This is a genomic window from Thauera sp. GDN1 (assembly GCF_029223545.1).
In the GTDB taxonomy this organism is placed as follows: Bacteria; Pseudomonadota; Gammaproteobacteria; order Burkholderiales; family Rhodocyclaceae; genus Thauera.
Genome location: NZ_CP097870.1, coordinates 3,180,409 through 3,198,643, shown reverse-complemented (window position 1 = coordinate 3,198,643; position 18,235 = coordinate 3,180,409). Strand labels below are relative to the sequence as shown.

The 18,235-nt window shown below is 69.9% G+C and carries 17 protein-coding genes; 6 read left to right on the top strand and 11 right to left on the bottom strand.

Annotated elements, in window-relative coordinates; genetic code table 11:
- Positions 1–146 precede the first annotated feature (146 nt).
- On the bottom strand, positions 147–476 hold the full coding sequence (locus tag CKCBHOJB_RS14725; RefSeq protein ID WP_281049410.1) for a hypothetical protein: 330 nt from the start codon (positions 474–476) through the stop codon (positions 147–149).
- A 315-nt stretch (positions 477–791) separates the two neighbouring features.
- On the opposite strand from CKCBHOJB_RS14725, the gene CKCBHOJB_RS14720 reads away from it, so the two are divergent.
- Positions 792–3,008, top strand: coding sequence for a UvrD-helicase domain-containing protein (locus tag CKCBHOJB_RS14720; protein WP_281049409.1), 2,217 nt, complete (start codon positions 792–794; stop codon positions 3,006–3,008).
- Positions 3,009–3,078: 70 nt separating this feature from the next.
- Here CKCBHOJB_RS14720 and CKCBHOJB_RS14715 read toward each other — a convergent pair whose 3' ends face one another.
- Positions 3,079–4,476 carry a phosphomannomutase/phosphoglucomutase gene (locus CKCBHOJB_RS14715; protein ID WP_281049408.1) on the bottom strand — a complete coding sequence of 466 codons (1,398 nt, stop codon included), beginning with the start codon at positions 4,474–4,476 and terminating at the stop codon, positions 3,079–3,081.
- 199 nt (positions 4,477–4,675) lie between these two features.
- Between CKCBHOJB_RS14715 and rfbA the strand changes: the two genes are divergently transcribed.
- Both rfbA and rfbC read left to right on the top strand, forming a co-directional pair.
- A complete protein-coding gene (gene rfbA / locus CKCBHOJB_RS14710) occupies positions 4,676–5,560 on the top strand; it encodes a glucose-1-phosphate thymidylyltransferase RfbA (RefSeq protein WP_281049407.1) in 885 nt (294 codons plus the stop codon).
- On the top strand, positions 5,560–6,108 hold the full coding sequence (gene rfbC / locus CKCBHOJB_RS14705; RefSeq protein ID WP_281049406.1) for a dTDP-4-dehydrorhamnose 3,5-epimerase: 549 nt from the start codon (positions 5,560–5,562) through the stop codon (positions 6,106–6,108). Before rfbA ends, rfbC begins: the two co-directional genes overlap by 1 nt.
- A gap of 33 nt (positions 6,109–6,141) precedes the next feature.
- Here rfbC and CKCBHOJB_RS14700 read toward each other — a convergent pair whose 3' ends face one another.
- The 4 genes from CKCBHOJB_RS14700 to CKCBHOJB_RS14685 form a co-directional block, all read right to left on the bottom strand.
- Positions 6,142–7,131: an alpha/beta fold hydrolase gene (locus tag CKCBHOJB_RS14700; protein ID WP_281049405.1), complete on the bottom strand. Its 990-nt coding sequence runs from the start codon at positions 7,129–7,131 to the stop codon at positions 6,142–6,144.
- Positions 7,128–7,553, bottom strand: a complete 426-nt coding sequence (locus CKCBHOJB_RS14695) for a nuclear transport factor 2 family protein (RefSeq protein WP_281049404.1) — start codon at positions 7,551–7,553, stop codon at positions 7,128–7,130. The genes CKCBHOJB_RS14700 and CKCBHOJB_RS14695 overlap by 4 nt, the downstream gene beginning before the upstream one ends.
- 86 nt (positions 7,554–7,639) lie before the next feature.
- Positions 7,640–7,840 (bottom strand): zinc-finger domain-containing protein, encoded by a 201-nt coding sequence (locus tag CKCBHOJB_RS14690; RefSeq protein ID WP_281049403.1) that lies wholly within the window; start codon positions 7,838–7,840, stop codon positions 7,640–7,642.
- 23 nt (positions 7,841–7,863) lie between these two features.
- On the bottom strand, positions 7,864–8,784 hold the full coding sequence (locus CKCBHOJB_RS14685) for a branched-chain amino acid transaminase (RefSeq protein WP_281049402.1): 921 nt from the start codon (positions 8,782–8,784) through the stop codon (positions 7,864–7,866).
- Positions 8,785–8,999: 215 nt separating this feature from the next.
- Here CKCBHOJB_RS14685 and CKCBHOJB_RS14680 point away from each other — a divergent pair, with 215 nt between their 5' ends.
- The 3 genes from CKCBHOJB_RS14680 to mnmA are packed head-to-tail and all read left to right on the top strand — an operon-like array spanning position 9,000 to position 11,290.
- Positions 9,000–9,455 carry an NUDIX hydrolase gene (locus CKCBHOJB_RS14680; RefSeq protein WP_281049401.1) on the top strand — a complete coding sequence of 152 codons (456 nt, stop codon included), beginning with the start codon at positions 9,000–9,002 and terminating at the stop codon, positions 9,453–9,455.
- A 13-nt stretch (positions 9,456–9,468) separates the two neighbouring features.
- Complete coding sequence (locus CKCBHOJB_RS14675; protein ID WP_281049400.1) at positions 9,469–10,164, top strand: hypothetical protein; 696 nt, start codon at positions 9,469–9,471, stop codon at positions 10,162–10,164.
- Positions 10,165–10,192: 28 nt separating this feature from the next.
- Positions 10,193–11,290, top strand: coding sequence for a tRNA 2-thiouridine(34) synthase MnmA (mnmA, locus tag CKCBHOJB_RS14670; RefSeq protein ID WP_281051702.1), 1,098 nt, complete (start codon positions 10,193–10,195; stop codon positions 11,288–11,290).
- Positions 11,291–11,308: 18 nt separating this feature from the next.
- Here mnmA and CKCBHOJB_RS14665 read toward each other — a convergent pair whose 3' ends face one another.
- From CKCBHOJB_RS14665 to glnE, 5 genes are all read right to left on the bottom strand, one after another.
- Entirely contained in the window at positions 11,309–12,256 is a 948-nt protein-coding gene (locus tag CKCBHOJB_RS14665) for a hypothetical protein (RefSeq protein WP_281049399.1), read from the bottom strand.
- 49 nt (positions 12,257–12,305) lie between these two features.
- Complete coding sequence (locus CKCBHOJB_RS14660) at positions 12,306–12,881, bottom strand: DUF2062 domain-containing protein (RefSeq protein WP_281049398.1); 576 nt, start codon at positions 12,879–12,881, stop codon at positions 12,306–12,308.
- Positions 12,882–13,105: 224 nt separating this feature from the next.
- Entirely contained in the window at positions 13,106–13,558 is a 453-nt protein-coding gene (locus CKCBHOJB_RS14655; protein ID WP_281051701.1) for a histidine phosphatase family protein, read from the bottom strand.
- A 91-nt stretch (positions 13,559–13,649) separates the two neighbouring features.
- A complete protein-coding gene (locus tag CKCBHOJB_RS14650; RefSeq protein WP_281049397.1) occupies positions 13,650–15,179 on the bottom strand; it encodes a CYTH and CHAD domain-containing protein in 1,530 nt (509 codons plus the stop codon).
- Positions 15,180–15,387: 208 nt separating this feature from the next.
- Positions 15,388–18,081, bottom strand: coding sequence for a bifunctional [glutamate--ammonia ligase]-adenylyl-L-tyrosine phosphorylase/[glutamate--ammonia-ligase] adenylyltransferase (glnE, locus tag CKCBHOJB_RS14645; RefSeq protein ID WP_281049396.1), 2,694 nt, complete (start codon positions 18,079–18,081; stop codon positions 15,388–15,390).
- Positions 18,082–18,235: the final 154 nt, after the last annotated feature.

The following is an 18,235-nucleotide window of genomic DNA, read 5'->3' as shown; positions in this document are numbered from 1 at the left end:
TGCCGGTGCAGCCGTCCGCCGGAGCCGCTTGTGGGCAAAAAAATGGCACTCCGCAGGCGCGGAGTGCCGAATCTCCATTGAAGGAGGGAGGGAGACAAATGACCGGGGTGCGCCGCGATCGCGGCGCGGGAAATCTGCTTGTGCGCTCAGGCGGCGCGACGGGTGTCGCCGCCGTGCTGGCGCTGCCAGTTGGCGTGGAAGGCCGAGAACAAGTCTTCCATCGCGAGCAGCGGCAGGCGCCACATGCGGTTCTGGGTGCGCACGTAGGATTGCACGCGCGGGGCGCACAGCGTGCTGCGCTCCTCTTCGAGGAGGCGCACGAAGTGATCCATGGCCGAGCCCCAGTATTCGGCGTTGCCGACCCAGCCGGTTTCGGTGGTGGCTTCGCGGACGGCCTTGCGCCACAGGGCTTCGGCACGTTCGAGGGAGACACCCGCCTTGCGGGCATACCAGGGCAGCAGCTTGGGCGTTTTCATGATCCGTTCTCCATCGGGGCCGGGTATGGCCCGTCTTGTTCCGCCCGCTTTCTGGGCGGGCGTTTCGTCGTCTATGTTGTGGCGCAATATAGGTCCGGCGCCTTCGGCATTCCTTGATTTTGCACAATTGAGAGCAGGTTGAATGGGAAAGGTTCCTGTCTCTCGAAATCTGTTTGTGCAACGCACAATGCAAATTTAGCGTAAAACCGCGTTCCTGCAAGTAACTTGTTGTTGCGATGCAACATCATGCCGTGCCACATCGATTCGGCCTCGCCCGCCGTGGCCGATACAATGCGGGCTCGAAGAGGAACCGCGATGTCCACGCTGCTCAGCAACCTGAATCCCGAACAACTGCAGGCGGTCACGCTGCCTGCGCAACACGCCCTGATCCTCGCCGGCGCCGGCTCCGGCAAGACCCGCGTGCTCACCACCCGCATCGCCTGGCTGATCCAGTCGGGCCAGGTCGACCCCGCCGGCATCCTTGCCGTGACCTTCACCAACAAGGCGGCGAAGGAGATGCTCGCCCGTCTCGGCTCGATGCTGCCGGTCAGCACCCGCGGCATGTGGATCGGCACCTTCCACGGCCTCGCCAACCGCCTGTTGCGCGCCCACCATCGCGATGCCGGCCTGCCGCAACTGTTCCAGATCCTCGATTCGGGCGACCAGCTCGCCGCTATCAAGCGCCTGCTCAAGACCTTGAACGTCGACGACGAGAAATTCCCGCCGCGCGAGCTGCAGCACTTCATCAACGGCCAGAAGGAAGCCGGCAACCGCCCGCACGCGGTCGAGGCCTGGGACGACTACACTCGCCAGCGCGTACACCTGTTTCAGGAGTATGAAGCACAGTGCCAGCGCGAGTCTGTTGTGGATTTTGCGGAGTTGCTGCTGCGCAGCTACGAGCTGCTGGAGCGCAACGAACCGCTGCGCCGCCACTACCAGCGCCGCTTCCGCCACATCCTGGTCGACGAATTCCAGGACACCAACCGCCTGCAGTACCGCTGGCTCAAGCTGTTCGCCGACGAGGGCCGCGAGGGCGGCGCGGCGATGTTCTGCGTCGGCGACGACGACCAGAGCATCTACCGCTTCCGCGGCGCCGAGGTCGGTAACATGCGCGACTTCGAACGCGAGTTCCGGGTGCACAACGTCATCCGGCTCGAGCAGAACTACCGCTCGCACAGCAACATCCTCGATGCTGCGAACGCGATCATCCGCCACAACAGCAACCGCCTCGGCAAGAACCTGTGGACCGACCAGGGCGCGGGCGAGCCGATCCGTGTGTTCGAGGCCTACTCGGACGGCGACGAGGCGCGCTGGATCGTCGAGGAGATCCAGTCGCTGGTGCGCGACGGCGCGCTGAGGAGCGAGATCGCGCTGCTCTACCGCTCCAACGCGCAGTCGCGGGTGCTGGAGCACCAGCTGTTCTCGGCCGGCATTCCCTACCGCGTGTACGGCGGCCTGCGCTTCTTCGAGCGCCAGGAGATCAAGCATGCGCTCGCCTACCTGCGGCTGATCGCCAACGCGGACGACGACACCTCCTTCGCGCGCGTCGTGAACTTCCCCACCCGCGGCATCGGTGCGCGCTCGCTGGAGGTGCTGACCGATGCCGCGCGCGTCTACAACACCAGCCTGTACGCCACCGTGCCGCACCTGACCGGCAAGCCGGGCACCTCGCTGGCCCAGTTCGTGCGTCTGATCGAGGACCTACGCCGCGATACCGCCGGCCTGCCGCTGCCCGAGCTGGTCGACCACGTGCTCGACCTCAGCGGCCTGCGTGCGCACTACAAGGCCGACAAGGAAGGCCGCGAGCGCCTGGAGAACCTGGACGAGCTGATCAACGCCGCCGCCAACTTCCTCGCCGAGTCGCAGGCCGATGCCGACGTGCTGGCGCAGCCCCATGCGCTGCTGGCCGACTTCCTCGCCCACGCCTCGCTCGAAGCCGGCGACCATCAGGCCGACCAGGGCGCGGACGCGGTCCAGCTGATGACGGTGCACTCGGCCAAGGGCCTGGAATTCAACGTCGTGTTCGTGTCGGGGCTGGAGGAGGGGCTGTTCCCACACGAGAACAGCATCCTCGAGACCGACGGCCTGGAGGAGGAGCGTCGCCTGATGTACGTCGCGGTGACGCGGGCGCGCGAACGCCTGTACCTGTCCTTCGCGCAGAGCCGCATGCTGCACGGGCAGACGCGCTACAACCTGCGCTCGCGCTTCCTGGAGGAGATCCCCGCCGAGCTCACCAAGTGGCTGACGCCGCCCAATCCGCGCTCGGCTGCAGGCGGGGCGATGGGCGGCATGGGGGGCGGCTACTTCAAGCCTTCGCCGGCGACGGTCCAGGTGCAGCGCGCGCCGCGGCCGACGTTCGCGACCCTGCCCAACGGCCTGCGCATCGGCCAGGCGGTCAGCCATGCGAAGTTCGGCCAGGGCGTGATCGTCGCCGCCGAGGGCAGCGGCAGCGATGCCAAGGTGCAGATCAACTTCGGCCCCGCCGGGGTAAAGTGGCTGCTGCTGGCGGTGGCCAAGCTGGATCCGGCCTGAGCGCGCCGGCCGGCGTGCGCGATCGGTCGCGCCCGCGTGCGGCAGCGTTCGCGGCGCCTGCCCGCAATGCTCAGAACGGCAGTTCCAGGCCCGGCCACACCGCTTCGATCGCCTGCCGGAAGCGCGCCTGGATCGCCGCCAGGCCTTCGGCATCGTCGGCCTCGAAGCGCAGCACCACCACCGGCGTGGTGTTCGACGGCCGCGCCAGGCCGAAGCCATCGGCGAACTCCACCCGCACGCCGTCCAGCGTGATGAGCTCGCGCGCGTCGGCGAAGCACGACGGCGTGGCGAGCGCCGCCTCGCGCAGCCGGCGCACCAGCTCGAAGGGTTCGCCTTCGGCCATCTTGAGGTTGAGTTCCGGCGTGCTCACCGCGTCGGGCAGCGCCTTCAGCGCGGCGCTGGCGTCGGGGCGGGCAGAGAGGATCTCGAGCAGGCGGGCGCCCGCGTACAGGCCGTCGTCGAAGCCGAACCAGCGCTCCTTGAAGAACATGTGGCCGCTCATCTCGCCGGCGAGCGGTGCGCCGGTCTCCTTGAGCTTGGCCTTGACCAGCGCGTGGCCGGTGTTCCACATCGTCGGCTTGCCGCCGCGCGCGCGGATCCACGGCGCCAGGTTCCGCGTGCATTTGACGTCGTAGATGATCTCGCCGCCCGGCACGCGGGAGAGCACGTCCTCGGCGAACAGCATCAGCTGGCGGTCGGGGTAGATGATCTCGCCGTCCTTGGTGACCACGCCGAGGCGGTCGCCGTCGCCGTCGAAGGCCAGGCCCAGTTCGGCGTCGGTGTCGCGCAGCGCGCGGATGACGTCCTGCAGGTTCTCGGGCTTGGACGGGTCGGGGTGGTGGTTGGGGAAGCTGCCGTCGACCTCGCAGAACAGCTCGACCACCTCGCAGCCGAGGCGGCGGAACAGTTCGGGGGCGATGCCGCCGGCGACGCCGTTGCCGCAGTCGACGACGACCTTCATCGGCCGCGCCAGCTTCACGTCGGCGGCGATGCGGTCGATGTAGGCGGCGCGCACGTCGGCGCTGCGCAGCGCGCCGGCGCCGTGGGCGAGATCGTTCTCGGCGATGCGCCGGCGCAGGCCCTGGATCATGTCGCCGTGCAGCGTCTCGCCGCCGAGCACCATCTTGAGGCCGTTGTAGTCGGGCGGGTTGTGGCTGCCGGTCACCGACACGCAGGAGTCGCAGCCGAGCTGCCAGGCGGCGAAGTAGGTCAGCGGCGTCGGCACGCAGCCGATGTCGATGACGTCCACGCCGGCGGCGCGGATGCCGTCGGCGAGCGCGCCGGCGAGCGCCGGGCCGGACAGCCGGCCGTCGCGCCCGACCGCGATCGCATGCTGGCCGCGTGCGACCGCCTCGGCGCCGAGGGCATGGCCGATCGTGCGCACCGCATCGGCGGTGAGCACGGTGTCGACGATGCCGCGGATGTCGTAGGCCTTGAAGATCTCGGGGGCGGGCTGGGCGTGGCGCATGAGGGTGTCCGGCGGAAGGTCGTGCGGGGCGCCTGTGCGTCCCGGAGGGCGTACAGGCGGCGTGGATCGGAGGATTCTATGCTGCGCCGCGCAAGCTTGCATGCGTGGCGGGGCGTGCGGCCCGCGTGCGCGGGCGCATACAATGCCGCCTGCACGCGGGCCGCAGGGCCCGCCCCCCGCTTCCGGAGCACATCACCTCATGACTCGACGCAAGGGCATCATCCTCGCCGGCGGTTCCGGCACCCGGCTGCATCCGGCGACCCTGGCGGTCTCCAAGCAGCTGCTGCCGGTGTACGACAAGCCGATGGTCTATTACCCGCTCGCGACGCTGATGCTGGCGGGCATCCGCGACATCCTGGTGATCTCGACGCCGCAGGACACGCCGCGCTTCGCGCAACTGCTCGGCGATGGCAGCCGCTGGGGCCTGCGCCTGCAGTACGCGGTCCAGCCCAGCCCCGACGGCCTCGCCCAGGCCTTCCTGATCGCCGAGGATTTCCTCGCCGGCGCGCCCTCGGCGCTGGTGCTCGGCGACAACCTGTTCTACGGCCACGATTTCGCCGCCGAGTTGCGCGCCGCCTCGGCGCGCGCCGACGGGGCGACGGTGTTCGCCTACCCGGTGCAGGACCCCGAGCGCTACGGCGTGGTCGAGTTCGACGCCGACGGGCGTGCGGTCAGCCTGGAGGAAAAACCGGCGCGGCCCAAGAGCCGCTACGCGGTGACCGGGCTGTACTTCTACGACGCGCGCGCGGTCGAGTTCGCGCGCGGGCTGGAGCCGAGCGCGCGCGGCGAGCTCGAGATCACCGACCTCAATCGCCTCTATCTCGAGCGGGGCGCGCTCGACGTGCAGGTCATGGGCCGCGGCCATGCCTGGCTCGACACCGGCACCCACGAGAGCCTGCTCGAGGCCGGCATGTTCATCCAGACCATCGAGAAGCGGCAGGGCCTGAAGATCGCCTGCCCCGAGGAGATCGCCTGGCGCGCGGGTTGGATCGACGGCGGGCAACTGAAGGCGCTGGCGCGGCCGCTGGCCAAGAGCGGCTACGGCCAGTACCTGCTGCGCCTGCTCGAGGATCGGGTGTTCTGATGAAGGCGACCCCGACCGCACTGCCCGAGGTGCTGCTGCTCGAGCCCAAGGTGTTCGGCGACGCGCGCGGTTTCTTCCTCGAGAGCTGGAATGCGCGCAGCTTCCGCGAGCTGACCGGGCTCGACGTGGATTTCGTGCAGGACAACCACTCGCGCTCGGCGCGCGGCGTGCTGCGCGGCCTGCACTACCAGCTGCTGCAGCCGCAGGGCAAGCTGGTGCGGGTGGTGCGCGGCCGGGTGTTCGACGTCGCGGTCGACCTGCGCCGCGACTCACCGCGCTTCGGGCGCTGGGCCGGCGTCGAGCTGGGCGAGGACGATCACCGCCAGTTGTGGATCCCGCCCGGTTTCGCGCACGGCTTCCTGGTGCTCAGCGAATCGGCCGACTTCCTGTACAAGACCACCGACTACTACGCCCCGGCGCACGAGCGCTGCATCGCCTGGAACGATCCGCAGATCGGCATCGACTGGCCGCTGCAGGGAGAGCCGCTGCTGTCGGCCAAGGATGCGCAGGGTTCGAGTCTCGCCGCGGCCGAGGTCTACGGCGACTGAGTCACGGCGCCGGAGCGGGCTTGCACGGCGCGTTCAGCGCAGCGCCGCGAAATGCGCCAGCACCCGCGCGGCGAGCCAGTCCTGGCTGCCCGGCCAGCGGCCGGCGAGGAAGCCGACGTGGCCGCCCTGCTGCGGACACTCGAAACGCACTGCGGACGGCAGCGCCTGCGTATCGGGCCAGGCCGCGGCAGGCACGAAGGGGTCGTTGGCGGCATTGAGCACCAGGGTCGGCATCGCGATGCCGCCCAGCCAGGGCCGTGCGGAGGCTCGGCGCCAGTAATCCTCCACGCCGGCGAAGCCGTGCGCCGGTGCGGTGTAGGCGTCGTCGAACTCGGCCAGCGAGCGCGCACGGGCGATGCGCCCGGCGTCGAAGCGGCCGGGATGCCGGTCGCTCTTGGCCAGCGCCTTGGCGCGCAGGGTGGCGAGGAAATGGCGGGTGTAGACGCGGTTGAAGCCGCGGCCGAGGGCGTGGCCCGAGATCGTCAGGTCGAGCGGGGCGCAGATCGCCGCCGCGCCATCCACCAGTTCGCCGGCCGCGCTGCCGCGCTCTCCCAGCCATTTCAGCAGCGCGTTGCCACCGAGCGACACGCCGGCGGCGTACAGCGGCGCGGGGCCGGCGAGCAGGCGCAGGCGGCGCAGGATCCAGTCGATCTCATCGCTGTCGCCGGAGTGGTAGGCGCGCGCCAGTCGGTTGGGCGTGCCGCCGCAGCCGCGAAAGTGCGGCACGACGGCACGCCAGCCGCGTGCCTGCGCGGCGCCGGCGAGGGCGCGGGCATAGTGCGAGCGGCTGCTGCCTTCGAGGCCGTGGAAGAGAACGACAAGGGGGATCAGCAGGGGACGCGCGGGTCCGGCTGCGGCCAGGGGTGCATCCAGCCAGTCGAGCTCGATGAAGTCGCCGTCCGGTGTGTCCCAGCGTTCGCGCTGGTAGGCCGGCAGCGGCGGCTTGCACGCCAGCGGGAAGATGGTCTGCAGGTGGCCGCCGGGCAGCCACCATGGGGCGCGGTAGGCGGTCGGCCTGCTCAATGCACCACGCGCGGAGACAGGTCGCCGAAGTCGGCCTGTTCCGGAGTCGGCGAGGCGTGGTGCAGCACCATGCGCCAGCCGTTGGGGCCGCGCACGTAAACATTGGTCGCCGCCAGGGTCGGGCCGCTCTGCAGCGCGCCTTCGCCGGCGACGCGCTCGAACACGCAGTGCATCGCCATCATCGCGCTCGCGCTGACCACGGCCTGGCTGACGTCGATCTTCAGGCCGCCGCCGCTCAGGATCTGCCGCCAGGTGTCGCGCACGGCCGCCAGGCCGACGATGCGCGGCCCGCCGGGGTGGACGCACACCACCTCCTCGTCCTCGGACCAGACCGCCATCAACGCGTCGAGGTCGCCCTGGGCCAGCGCCTGGTAGAACGCGGCCTCGGCTTCCAGTGCGGTGGTGAAGTTGGCTTTGCTCACGGGATCGCTCGCTGCTTGTTCGGGGGGGCAAACGCGACGGGGGCCGAAGCCCCCGTGCATGCGAGACTGCGGAACGACCGCAGGGTTCAGTGGTGGCCCTTCGGGCGCTCGCCGGCGAACACGTAGTGCGCGCTGCAGTACGGGCACACCGCCTCGCCGGTCTTCAGGATGTCCAGGAAGACGCGCGGGTGGCGGGCCCACAGCGGCGCGCCCGGCGGCGGGCAGTGCAGCGGCAGGTCCTTGGCGGCGATGACGACGGCCTGGGTCTTGTCGGTGTTCTCAACCATGACGGAATCCTTGGAGAAGGGAATCAGACGTGGGCGAGCCAGTGCGCGTACTCCGGCGCACGGCCATTGACGACGTCGAAGAAGCGGGACTGGATCTTCTCGGTCACCGGGCCGCGCTTGCCTTCGCCGATCTTGCGGTCGTCGAGCTCGCGGATCGGGGTGACTTCGGCGGCGGTGCCCGTGAAGAAGGCCTCGTCGGCGAGATAGATGTCGTCGCGAGTCAGGCGCTTGGTGCCCACCTCGTAGCCGAGCTCGCGCGCGACGACGTGGATCGAGTCGCGGGTGATGCCGGTCAGCGCGGAGGCGATCTCCGGCTCGTAGATGCGGCCGTCCTTGACGATGAACAGGTTCTCGCCCGCGCCCTCGGCGACGAAGCCCTGGTTGTCGAGCAGCAGCGCCTCGTCGTAGCCCATGCGGGTGACCTCGAGGTTGGCGAGGATCGAGTTCGGGTAGGTCGCGGACAGCTTGGCGCGCGGCATCGTCGAGTTGACGTGGTGGCGGGTGTAGGACGAGGTCTTCACCCGGATGCCCTTCTCCAGGCCTTCCTCGCCGAGGTAGGCGCCCCAGGGCCAGGCGGCGATCGCCACGTGCACACGCGCGCCGATGGTCGAGATGCCCATCTTCTCCGAGCCGTAGAAGGCGATCGGGCGCAGGTAGCAGGACTCGAGCTTGTTGGCGCGCACGACCTCCTTCTGCGCCTCCATGAGTTCATCCTTGGAGTACGGGATGTCCATCATGTAGATCTTGGCGGAGTTGATCAGGCGCTGGGTGTGCTCGGCGAGGCGGAAGATCGCGGTGCCGCTGACGGTGTTGTAGGCACGGACGCCCTCGAAGACGGCGAGGCCGTAGTGCAGCGAGTGGGTGAGGACGTGCGTGGTCGCCTCGCGCCACGGGACGAGCTTGCCGTCCTGCCAGATGAAGCCGTCGCGGTCAGCCATGGACATGATCAAAATCTCCGCCTGTATGAGTGTTCGCTGGATGGGTGTCGGGAACGCCCCGGCCAGGATCTCGTCGGGGCATAGCCGGCGAATTCTAGCGTAAAGGCGGGCGTCCGATGCGCCCGACGTGCAATGTCGGTGATCACGGCCGCGGCGCGGGTGGTTGGGAGGGCGCGCCGGCGCGCGCTAGAATGCAGCGCTTTCTGCGCCCGGAGCCGGAATTGAAGGATCGTCCCTGGAAACCCAACGTCACCGTCGCCGCCGTGATCGAGCGCGACGGCCGCTTCCTGCTGGTCGAGGAGGAAACGCCCGAGGGCCTGCGCTTCAACCAGCCCGCCGGCCACCTCGAGGAAGGCGAGTCGCTGGAAGAGGCGGCGGTGCGCGAGGCGCTGGAGGAAACCGCGCACCGCTTCGTGCCCGAATACCTGGTCGGCATCTATCAGTGGACGCGGCCGCAGGGTGACATCACCTACCTGCGCTTCGCCTACGGCGGGCGGATCGAGGGCGAGGAGGTCGGGCGCCGGCTGGACGAGGGCATCGTTCGTGCGGTGTGGATGAGCATCGATGAGGTGCGCGCCACCGCCGACCGCCATCGCAGCCCGCTGATCCTGCGCTGCATCGAGGACTGGCTCGCCGGCGAGCGCCACCCGCTGGCGCTGGTGCGCCACTACCGCTGAACGCCGGGCCGGGATGATCCGCACGCTGCTCGCACTGCTGCTGTTCCTGCCCCTGTTCGCGCAGGGGGCGGCGCTGCGGGGCGGGCACGGGACGGCGGCGGCAGGCGTGCGGGAAGGCGCCGAGATCAGCATCTGCTACAACTACGGCTGCGTGCGCGAGGACGTGGTGCGCTTTCATGCCGGGACGCTGACGCGCCTGGGCGAGCGCCTGGCCACCGCCCGCACCGCGGCCGAGGAGCGCGAACTGCTCGCCGAGGCGGTCGGTCGCCTGTACCGGGTCGCGGGCACGCAGACCCCGGTGGGCGCCGACCGCGCCGGCAATTTCCTCGATGCCGAGGTCCATGGCCGCATGGACTGCATCGACCATTCGACCTCGACCACGCGTCTGCTCGAACTGGTCGAGGCGCGCGGCTGGCTGCGCTTTCATCGCGTGCTGGAGCCGGCGCGGCGCACACGCTTCATCCTGCAGCACTTCAGCGCGGTGGTGGAGGTGCTGTCGGCGGAGGAGCGCATCGCCCGCCTGCCGCCCGGCCAGGCGCTGGCGGGCTGCAACTGTACCGAGGACGGGCAGACGATCGGGGATGCGGACGAGCAGGGTCGTCCGGGCGAACGTTACGTGGTCGACAGCTGGTTCGTCGACAATGGCGAGCCGGCCGTGGTGCTGCCGCTCGCGGAATGGCTCAAGGGAGGTGGACCGAATGTCCAGTAGGAAGAATGGAATGCAGGATGGGCAGGGCATGAAGGTGGTCGTCGGCATGTCCGGCGGCGTGGATTCGTCGGTGACCGCGCTGCTGCTCAAGCAGCAGGGCTATGACGTGACCGGGCTGTTCATGAAGAACTGGGAGGACGACGACGACTCGGACTACTGCTCGACGCGCCAGGACCTGGTGGATGTCGCCTCGGTGTGCGACGTGATCGGCATCGAGCTCGAGGTCGTCAACTTCAGCACGGAATACAAGGACCGCGTGTTCGCCGACTTCCTGCGCGAGTACGAGGCCGGCCGCACGCCCAACCCGGACGTGCTGTGCAACTCCGAGATCAAGTTCCGCTGCTTCCTCGACCACGCCATGCGGATGGGCGCCGAGCGCATCGCCACCGGCCACTACGCCCAGGTGCGCGAGTGGACCAACGACGGCCGCAGCGAGTACCAGCTGCTCAAGGCAGAGGACGGCACCAAGGACCAGAGCTACTTCCTGTACCGCCTCACCCAGGAGCAGCTGGCGAAGACCATGTTCCCGCTCGGTGCGCTGTACAAGCGCGAGGTGCGCAGGATCGCCGCCGAGGCCGGCCTGCACGTCGCAGAGAAGAAGGACTCCACCGGCATCTGCTTCATCGGCGAGCGCCCCTTCCGCGAGTTCCTGATGCGCTACCTGCCGACCCGGCCGGGCGAGATCCGCGCGCTCGACGACGAGCGCGTGCTGGGCGAGCACCAGGGCCTGATGTACCACACCATCGGCCAGCGCAAGGGCCTGCACATCGGCGGCATCAAGGGTAACCAGGACGAGGCCGGCGAGCACGACGCGTGGTATGTGGCGAAGAAGGACGTCAAGACCAACGTGCTGTACGTGGTGCAGGGGCACGATCATCCGGCGCTGCTGCGCGACCGCCTGGTGGCGACCGACCTCAACTGGATCGCCGGCCGCGACCCGCATACCAACTGGGTCTACACCGCCAAGCCGCGCTACCGCACGCCCGACCAGCCGTGCGAAATCGACCGCATCGCCGACGGTCGCGCCGAGATCGCCTTCGCCCAGCCGCAGTGGGCGATCACCCCGGGGCAGAGCGTGGTGGTCTACGAGTCGAAGGTCTGCCTCGGCGGCGGCATCATCGTCTGAGCGCCCGCGGGCGCGGCGTCACGCCCGCAGCACGCCGCCCGCCACCGCCAGTGGCGGGTGGTTCGCCGCCTGCAGGCGCGCGGCATAGGCTTCGCAGCGTTCGATGTACTCGCGCGCGCTCTTGGGCATGGTCACGCGCGCGCGCGTGATGTCGGTGACCAGGTTGCGTCCCTGCAGGATCAGGCGCAGGCCGTCGGTGGCGAGCTGGCGCTCGTGTTCGGTCGAGGCCGGCGACAGCATCGCGCTGACCGCGCCGAGGTGCTCCGAGGCGACCACGAAGTCCGCCCACACGTCGAAGATGTCGGGGTCGGTGCGCAGCGTCTCGCACTTGATCTTGGCGATGCGGGTGAATTCCAGCACCAGCGGGGCTACGCCCTGGAACAGGTGCGTCCCCGAAAAGCTCGCCGCCATCACCGCGCCCAGGCGGTCGATCTCGCGCAGGGCCTGGGCGATCTTGATGTAGCGGCTCTCGTAGAAGGCCTCGACCGGGATCGAGAACGCGCGGAAGGGCTCGCCCCACAGCTCGTCGATGCCCTCGTCGCCGCTGCGATGCAGGACCAGGCGACCGAGCGCGAGCGCCTCCTGCAGGCACAGGCCGCATTCGCGCATCAGCGCGTTGTCGGTCTCGATCTCGATGCCGAGCTCCTGCAGTTCGACCAGCTTGGTGAAGATGTCGGTGGCTCGGTTGAACAGCGCGCCCGCGTACATCGCACCCTTGACGCGCTTGCGTTCCGGGTCCGGCTCGTCCAGGTAGGAGCGGCGCGCATCGTCCAGGCGCTTGCCGGGGATGTTGATGCCGTGCTCGACGTGGTTGAACAGGCGGCGGGTGAGGGCCTGGATCAGCTTCTTCTTGGCGTCGAGCGAATCCACCGGCGGGTCGTAGACCTTGAGCCAGTAGCCGTCGTGGTGAATGCGCCGGATGCCGTCGATGAGGGCGACGGTGCCGTCCTGGATGGGCTCTTCCATTGCGCTAGGCCGTCAGCGTGGGATCGGGAGGCCAAGGATACGCCCGTGCTCAGGCGCTTCCAATAGCTCGCTCCCCTGCGGCCGCGGCGCGCAGCTTGCGTTCGCGGCGCAGCTTGCGCCACTTGGCGGTGACGCGCAGGCGCCAGACGAGCTGGGTGAGCAGATAGGCGACGATGGACCCGGTGACCGCCATGATCAGCATCCCCATCAGCAGCGGCTGGCCGATGCCGGTGAGCCAGGCCCAGGCCTGGGCGAACGAGTCCATCACGCGGAAGGGCTGCTCGACGTCGCCGGGCGTGAGTTCGGCCGGCGTGTGTGCGCCGATCACGCCGGCGCCGAGCCGGTAGGCGAAGTAGTACAGGGGGCCGTAGGTCAGCGGATTGCTGACCAGCGTGGAGACCGCGGCGATCCACAGGTTGCCGCGCAGCAGCAGGGAGGCGACCGCCGCCGCGGGGATCTGCGCGACCGGGATCATCAGCCCGAAGAACACGCCCATCGCCACGCCGCGCGCCACCGAACGCCGATTGACATGCCACAGCAGCGGATCGTGGATGCGCGGCCCGAGCCAGCGCAGCAGACGGCTGCGCGTGATGGCGTCGCGGGTAGGCAGGAAGCGTTCGAGCATGGTCCGGTCCGGGGCGAAGACGGCATCTTACGCATTGCGTGACAAAGCACAAGCAAGGCTCCCGCGGGCGACCGGGCTCGCGCCGAACCCCCGCCGTCGGGTGGGTGTTCATGCTCGCTGAGACCGCTCTCGCGGCGCGAAATTCAGCGCTCGGCCGAGGGGGGTGCGCGCTTCCCCGGGAGACGGCGCGAACGCGGCCGTCCGCTACCGGCGACCGCAGCGCTTCACGCCAGATCGCTCGGAATCATCGCGCGCAGCACGGTCTGCGTCTCGCCTTCGCGCACACGGTTGGTGAACCACCACAGCGCGCCCTTCTTGATCGTCCAGTCGGCTTCGCTGCCCGACAGCAGCAGTGCGCACAGGCGACCCAGCGCCGGCTGGTGACCGACCACCAGGGCGGCGCCGCTGGCGTCCGGCCAGCCGGTGGCGCCGAGAATGTCGGCGACGTTGCCGTCGGGGCCCAGACTGCCGACGATCTGGAAGTCGTCGGTGAAGGCGGTGGCGGTCTGGCGGGTGCGCAGGGTCGGACTGACCAGCACCTTGAGTTGCTTCGGCCGGCGCTCGTCGAGCCAGCGTGCCATGCGGCGCGCCTGCTTCAGTCCGCGCGGAGTGAGCTCACGGGTGTGGTCGGGCGTGCCGTCCACCGCCTCCGCATGTCGCCATAGCAGCAGGTCCATCGTGTTCGTCCAGGTGTCGAGGGCCGGCATCATCGGTTCTCCATGTTGCAGCACGATGACCCTGCCGATTTCCGCGCCGCGCGTGACACCGTCACCATGGCTTCCTCCCCTCCAGCAGTGGCGCGCATTCGTGCAGCACGCGGCGGCGCAGGCGGGCGTAGCGCGGCGCATGCCAGCCGAGCACGAACGCGGCCGCGGGTGCGAGCGCCGGATTCGCCTGCGTCCAGGTGATGAGGCGCTGGCGGGCGATATCCACGTCCTGCAGGAAGCCGAGCGCGGTCTGCGCCCGCACCACGCCCTCGAGGTAGCGCTCGACGGTGCGCGCGGGGAACAGCGGGGCGAAGAACTCGACCCCGTAGCGCAGCAGCTTGAAGGCGATGCGGAGCGCATGGAGGCGGGTGGGCTCGAGGCTGGCCGCGGCTGCGGCCCGGCGCCGGGCGCGCTTCCTCAGGCGGCTCAGGCGCAGGCGTGCGAACGCGCGCAGGTCCACCGCGGCGGCGAGACTGCCGACCGGCAGGCGGTGGAGGTCGGCGGTGAAGGCGAGCAGCAGCCGGCCCTGGGTGGCCATGTCGAGGTTGTGGCTGGCGAAGCGGCGGGCCTCGTTGCGCGCCTGGTGCACGGTGTCGAGGAGCGCGGCCATCGCCGCCGGGTCGGCGAGACCCTCGGGCGTGACCGGTTCGAGCAGCTCGGCGTAAAAGACGTCGAGATCGCGGGCGTCGCCGAAGCGCTCGGCGTTGTCGCGCAGGCGGGCGTTCCAGGTGCCGGCGAAGTTCTCCGGCAGCGCCGGCGCGAACAGTTTGAGCAGCGCGCGCAGCCGGCGCTGGGAGACGCGCAGCTGGTGGATGAAGTCGGGATGGATGGCGTCGGGGGCGGCGCTGGCGAGCGCGGCGGCGGCATTGCCCTGCCACTGGCGCACGCAGGAAAAGGCCAGGTTGCGGAAGGCGTCGACGACGTTCTGGCCGGCGGCGATCGTCGACGCTTCGGCGCGCAGCGGGCTTGGCGGGGTGTCGAGGAACAGTCGGTAGCCACGCTCGGCCTTGGAGATGTCTGCCGGCATCAGCGGCAGGTCCTGCGCCAGCGTGCACGCGAGCTCGACGAGATCCTGCGCGCGGCCGCGCTCGAGCTCGAGTTCGAGCTCGCAGATCGGCGCGCTGCGCTCGGTGCCGTCCGGCGTGCGCACGGTGACCTCGCCGGTGTCGATCATCAGCAGGATGGAGAGCTCCGGCGTGGGCGCGTGGCGGCGCGTCTCGCGGCGGAAGCGGGTGGTGAACACCGGCACCAGGTCGTCGCGGTGGCGGGCGAGCAGCCTGGCGGCCTCGGGCTGGTCCACCGCCGAGAAGTCGAAGGCGCCGGTCCACGGCTGCTCCCATTCCGGCCGGCTCGAAAGGCCGCCGCTGGAGACGGCCGCGCACTTCACGGTCTGCAGCATCTGCCGGCCCTGGCGGCGGGTGCGCACCGCCACCTTGCGCGCCTTGAGCGCGAGCGCGGGGGTGTCGAAATAGGTGTTGTCCAGCGTGCTGGCGTTGCCGAGCTTCTCCGCCGCTGCGACCAAGGGATGGCGGCGCAGGGCAGGTAGCGCGTTTTTCGGCAGGGCAAGCTTGAGTTCGATTTCGTTGCTCATGGACGTCCGCCCGGATCGGGCGCCAGAAGAGGTGGGCGCTTGGATTCTAGATGGCGACCGGCGGGGCGTCATGCACGCCTTGATGACATGAAACACGACGGCGCGCGTCGCTTCGACTACTGCGGACGGCTGGGGCCCCGCGGGCCGTGCGCGGTCCCGGGCAAGCCCCGCCCTGCGGCCTCGGGCGCGGCACGCTCGCGTCAGGCGCTCATTCGCCGAACACCAGCCGCCACAGCGCGCGCACCGGCGCGCGCGCGGGCTCGGCCTCGTCCGCATCGATCCGCGAGGGGCGGTCGTTGAGGCGCTGGCGGTGCTGCAGCCGGCGCAGTTCGCGGTAGCTGTCGGCGCAGGCGGCGGCGAGGTCGGCGGGGATCAGCCCGATCTCGCCGGCGATGCGCAGCAGCGCGATGTTGCCGAGGTTGCCGGTGAGCTGCGGGTGGTCGTGGCTGTGGCCGAGCACCAGATACTGGATCAGGAACTCGACGTCGATCAGCCCGCCCTCGTCGTGCTTGAGGTCGAAGAGTTCGCTCTTGCCGCCATGTGCGTCACGCATCTTCCTGCGCATCGCCAGCACCTCGGCGCGCAGGCCGTCGAGCTCGCGCTTCATGCGCAGCACCTCGCAGCGGATGCGCTCGAAGGCCTCGCCGAGCGCGCGGTCGCCGGCCGAGAAGCGTGCCCGCGTCAGCGCCTGGTGCTCCCACACCCAGGCCGATTCCGTCTGGTACTTGCGGAAGGCCTCGAGCGAGCTGACGAGCAGGCCGGATTCGCCGTTCGGACGCAGGCGCAGGTCGGTGTCGAAGAGCTGCCCGGCCGCGGTCTGGCTCGACAGCCAGGTGTTGGTGCGCTGGGCGAGCCGGGTATAGACCTCGGACGCCTCGGGGGCGTCGTCGTCGTAGAGGAAGACGATGTCGAGGTCTGAGGCGTAGCCGAGCTCCTTGCCGCCGAGCTTGCCGTAGCTGATCACGGCGAACTTCGGTTCCTCGCGATGGCGGATCTTGATCCGTCGCCAGCACAGCGGCAGGGTGAGGTCGAGCACGAGGTCGGCGAGTTCGGACAGGTGGTCGGCGAGCTTCTCCACCGTCAGCAGGCCGGCGAGATCCTGGGTGAGCAGGCGGAACACCTGGGCGTGGTGGCGCTCGCGCATCACGTCCATCTGGCGCTCCATGTCGGGCTCGAGCGACTCGAGCTCGGCGGCCAGGCTGGCGCGGAAGGCCTGCCAGTCGGGTGCGCTCTCCAGGTTGCGCGCGTCCAGCATCTCGTCGAGCAGGATCGGGTGGCGGGTCAGGAACTGTGCGCCCCAGCGCGAGGCGCTCATCAGGTCCGCCACCCGGCGCAGCGCCTGCGGATACTGCTGCAGCAGGGCGAGATAGGCGCCGCGGCGGCCGATGGCCTCGATCAGGTCGAGCATGCGCGCCAGCGTGTCGTCCGCCCCGGGGGTGGCGGCGGCGGCCTCGATCATGCGCGGCATCAGCGCGTCGAGCCGGCTCTTGATGTTGTTCGGGAGCTGGCGGTAGCGCGGGCTGGCGTGGATCGCCGCCAGGCGTTCGGCGCCGGCCTGCGGGCGGCGGTAGCCGAGCTCGCCGAGGGCGTTGGTCGTGGCCTCGGTGTCCTCGGCGTTGGTCCAGGTCGCGTCCAGGCTGTGGTCTTCCTCCGAGGGGTCGCCGAACACGCTGTCGAAGTGGCGGCTCACCACCTTGCGGTGGGCATCGAGCACGGCCAGCAGCGCCGGGTAGTCGGCGAAGCCCATGGTCTCGGCGACCAGCGCCTGGTCCTCGGCCTTCGTCGGCAGGTCGTGGGTCTGCGCGTCGTCCAGATACTGCAGGCGGTGCTCCAGCCGGCGCAGGAAGACGTAGGCGGTGCTCAGCTCCTCCACCGTCTGCGTCGACAGGATGCCGCGCTCGGGCAGCAGGGACAGCACCCTCAGCGTCGGCCGCACCTGCAGCGCGACGTCGCGGCCGCCGCGGATGAGCTGGAAGACCTGGGCGATGAACTCGATCTCGCGGATGCCGCCGGGGCCGAGCTTGACGTTGTTGGCGCGGTCGCGGCGGGCGACCTCGCGCCGGATCTGCGCGTGCAGCTCGCGCATGGCGTTGATCGCGCCGAAGTCGAGGTACTTGCGGAACACGAAGGGGCGGGCGATGTTGCGCAGCTCCTGCCAGCGTTCGCCGAGCAGCACCCGGCCCTTGATCCAGGCGTAGCGTTCCCACTCCCGGCCCTGGGTCATGAAGTAGTTCTCCAGCATGTCGAAGCAGCACACCAGCGGACCGGAGTCGCCGTTGGGGCGCAGGCGCATGTCGACGCGGAAGACCTGGCCATGCTCGGTGACCTCGGCCAGGGCCTGGATCAGCTGCTTGCCGAGGCGTTCGAAAAACTCGAAGTTGCTGATCACCTTGCGGCCGCCGGTGTCGCCGTCCTCGGGGTAGATGAAGATCAGGTCGATGTCGGAGGACACGTTGAGCTCGCGCCCGCCGAGCTTGCCCATGCCGATCACCAGCAGCTCCTGCTCCCAGCCGGTGGGCGACAGCGGCTGGCCGTAACGCTCGACCAGCGCGGCGCGCAGCACGTCGTGGGCGTGGCGGATCGCGACCTCGGCGAGCAGGGTCATGGTCGTGGTGACTTCCTGCAGCGGGGCCGCGCAGGCGAGGTCGCGCACGACCAGATGGCACAGCACCCAGATCCGCAGCTGGCGAAGGGCCGGGCGCAACGCGGCGTCGCCGCCGCCGGACACCGCCTCGCGCGCGGCGAGGAAGCGCTGCAAGTCGGCCTCGCCGATCGGCCCTGCGATGCTGTCGGCAAGGGCGGCACCCAGCCAGGGCTGGCTGTCCAGCATGCGCGACAGATAACGCGACAGGCGGCGGGCGGAGCGCACCGGCTGCGGCAGGGCGTCGGGTAGGGAGGACATGGCTGGGCTCCAGTGCGGGCGCGGATCGTTGGTAGAATGTGGGCCTGGCCGGCGATCCTGCGCCAGCGGGCGGTGCACAGGCATTTTATCCGCCCGTGCAGGCAGCCGGCATGTCTCGCGCAGGCGGCCCGCGCAAGCCCGCCGGGCCGGCCTC

Bases quoted from the DNA above. Each gene is read 5' to 3' on its own strand.
- CKCBHOJB_RS14725 (WP_281049410.1), bottom strand. From the start codon at position 476: ATGAAAACGCCCAAGCTGCTGCCCTGGTATGCCCGCAAGGCGGGTGTC.
- CKCBHOJB_RS14720 (WP_281049409.1), top strand. From the start codon at position 792: ATGTCCACGCTGCTCAGCAACCTGAATCCCGAACAACTGCAGGCGGTC.
- CKCBHOJB_RS14715 (WP_281049408.1), bottom strand. From the start codon at position 4,476: ATGCGCCACGCCCAGCCCGCCCCCGAGATCTTCAAGGCCTACGACATC.
- rfbA (WP_281049407.1), top strand. From the start codon at position 4,676: ATGACTCGACGCAAGGGCATCATCCTCGCCGGCGGTTCCGGCACCCGG.
- rfbC (WP_281049406.1), top strand. From the start codon at position 5,560: ATGAAGGCGACCCCGACCGCACTGCCCGAGGTGCTGCTGCTCGAGCCC.
- CKCBHOJB_RS14690 (WP_281049403.1), bottom strand. From the start codon at position 7,840: ATGGTTGAGAACACCGACAAGACCCAGGCCGTCGTCATCGCCGCCAAG.
- CKCBHOJB_RS14685 (WP_281049402.1), bottom strand. From the start codon at position 8,784: ATGTCCATGGCTGACCGCGACGGCTTCATCTGGCAGGACGGCAAGCTC.
- CKCBHOJB_RS14675 (WP_281049400.1), top strand. From the start codon at position 9,469: ATGATCCGCACGCTGCTCGCACTGCTGCTGTTCCTGCCCCTGTTCGCG.
- mnmA (WP_281051702.1), top strand. From the start codon at position 10,193: ATGAAGGTGGTCGTCGGCATGTCCGGCGGCGTGGATTCGTCGGTGACC.
- CKCBHOJB_RS14665 (WP_281049399.1), bottom strand. From the start codon at position 12,256: ATGGAAGAGCCCATCCAGGACGGCACCGTCGCCCTCATCGACGGCATC.
- CKCBHOJB_RS14660 (WP_281049398.1), bottom strand. From the start codon at position 12,881: ATGCTCGAACGCTTCCTGCCTACCCGCGACGCCATCACGCGCAGCCGT.
- CKCBHOJB_RS14655 (WP_281051701.1), bottom strand. From the start codon at position 13,558: ATGGACCTGCTGCTATGGCGACATGCGGAGGCGGTGGACGGCACGCCC.
- CKCBHOJB_RS14650 (WP_281049397.1), bottom strand. From the start codon at position 15,179: ATGAGCAACGAAATCGAACTCAAGCTTGCCCTGCCGAAAAACGCGCTA.
- glnE (WP_281049396.1), bottom strand. From the start codon at position 18,081: ATGTCCTCCCTACCCGACGCCCTGCCGCAGCCGGTGCGCTCCGCCCGC.